The 1,444-nt window shown below is 43.8% G+C and carries 1 protein-coding gene; it reads left to right on the top strand.

All coding sequences use genetic code 11. From position 1 onward, the window contains the following. The first annotated feature begins 193 nt into the window (after positions 1 to 193). Complete coding sequence (locus FNW02_RS38145) at positions 194 to 1,159, top strand: hypothetical protein (RefSeq protein WP_191762635.1); 966 nt, start codon at positions 194 to 196, stop codon at positions 1,157 to 1,159. Positions 1,160 to 1,444: the final 285 nt, after the last annotated feature.

The raw sequence follows: 1,444 nt of genomic DNA, 5'->3' as shown, positions 1-1,444 counted from the left end.
TAGTTTATCTTGTTCCTCTTGAGTTAGGCTAACAGTATATTTAGCTGACATAACTTTTAAAAGTGTTTTCATACCATTATTTCACCTACAGAGCAACCTGTCAAAATAACTTTGGTGGACTACTACCTACAGTTTCCGCATATCTTTGCAGCCTACTCTGAGTAAACGCCACTGAACCAAAAGAGGTGGACGTATGAACAAACAACCCCACAAGCGCAATAAATCCACCTTTGCCGCATCTACCAATTCAACTTCAGCAGCTAACTCCACAAATGATATCTCCCTTCAAGAAGATTCAGGTTCAGTAACCATTGATGTGTCTGCTGTTGAAGTACCAGAACTGAGTGAGGCAGAACAGCGTGATCGCCTTCATCTAGAACGCCGTGTGGAAAGAGCGTTTTTTGAGGCAGGTAAGGCGTTAGCAGAATTGCGTGATCGCCGACTGTACCGTTCGACGCATTCAACCTTTGAAGAGTATTGCAAGGACAGGTTTGGGTTTGAGCGCCGTCATCCTTACAGATTAATTGAAGCTGCTGGAGTTGTAGATAATTTGATCAAAATGTGTCCAAATTGGACACAAAATGAAATTGAAGATGATCCTGCTACAGTCCACTTTGATCAGCTACGAATCTTGCCTACCAGCGAAGGACAAGTTCGACCCATGACCAAACTCAAACCTCAACAACAGCAAGAGGTGTGGCAGCAGGCAGTGGAACAAGCAGGCGGTAAAGTGCCGACTGGTAGAATCGTGAAAGATGTTGTGCAGCGCATCATGGAGCGAACCCAAGTACCCAATACCTACCAGATTGGCGAGGTGTGCCAAATACTAGCAAAGGACAACCCCGAACTCAGAGGTAAGGGTGGTTGCTGGGGGATCGTTAGGCAGGTGAATGACTTTAGCTGTACTGTAAAACTCTGGAATGGTGAGTACACTGTTGGGTTGCAGTATCTGAAATCCTTCAATTACTTGCCTGCCGAGTGTGAGCAGATGCGGTTGGTGTGCGATCGCATTACACGGGTGTATTCCGATTCGCTGGAGGAGACAGTCAAAAGTCTGTTGCAGTCGTTGGGAAAACTGAATCGGCCTTATCTGACGGCTGTAGAAGAGAAGTTGTTGAGTGTTTTGGAGTTGGAATATGGCAGAGAGATAGCACCCTAAGCAATTTTGGCAATTTGGCAACTAATCCCTAGCTATCTAATTGGTATACAAAGCAGGTAAGCTGAGGAAAGCACCTAGCAGCAGTAAAAAATTAGTGATAGTAAAGTTGCCTCGCCATCGCCCGGAACGAAAATTCAGTAATATCAAACGAATAATATTAGTAGTCCACCAAAGTTATTTTGACAGGTTGCTCTGTAGGTGAAATAATGGTATGAAAACACTTTTAAAAGTTATGTCAGCTAAATATACTGTTAGCCTAACTCAAGAGGAACAAGATAAACTATT

This window comes from Komarekiella delphini-convector SJRDD-AB1, assembly GCF_014831675.1.
GTDB lineage: Bacteria > Cyanobacteriota > Cyanobacteriia > Cyanobacteriales > Nostocaceae > Komarekiella.
Note: the sequence above shows the minus strand (reverse complement) of the source record. Positions and strands in the feature narration are given on the sequence as shown.

Bases quoted from the DNA above. Each gene is read 5' to 3' on its own strand.
- FNW02_RS38145 (WP_191762635.1), top strand. From the start codon at position 194: ATGAACAAACAACCCCACAAGCGCAATAAATCCACCTTTGCCGCATCT.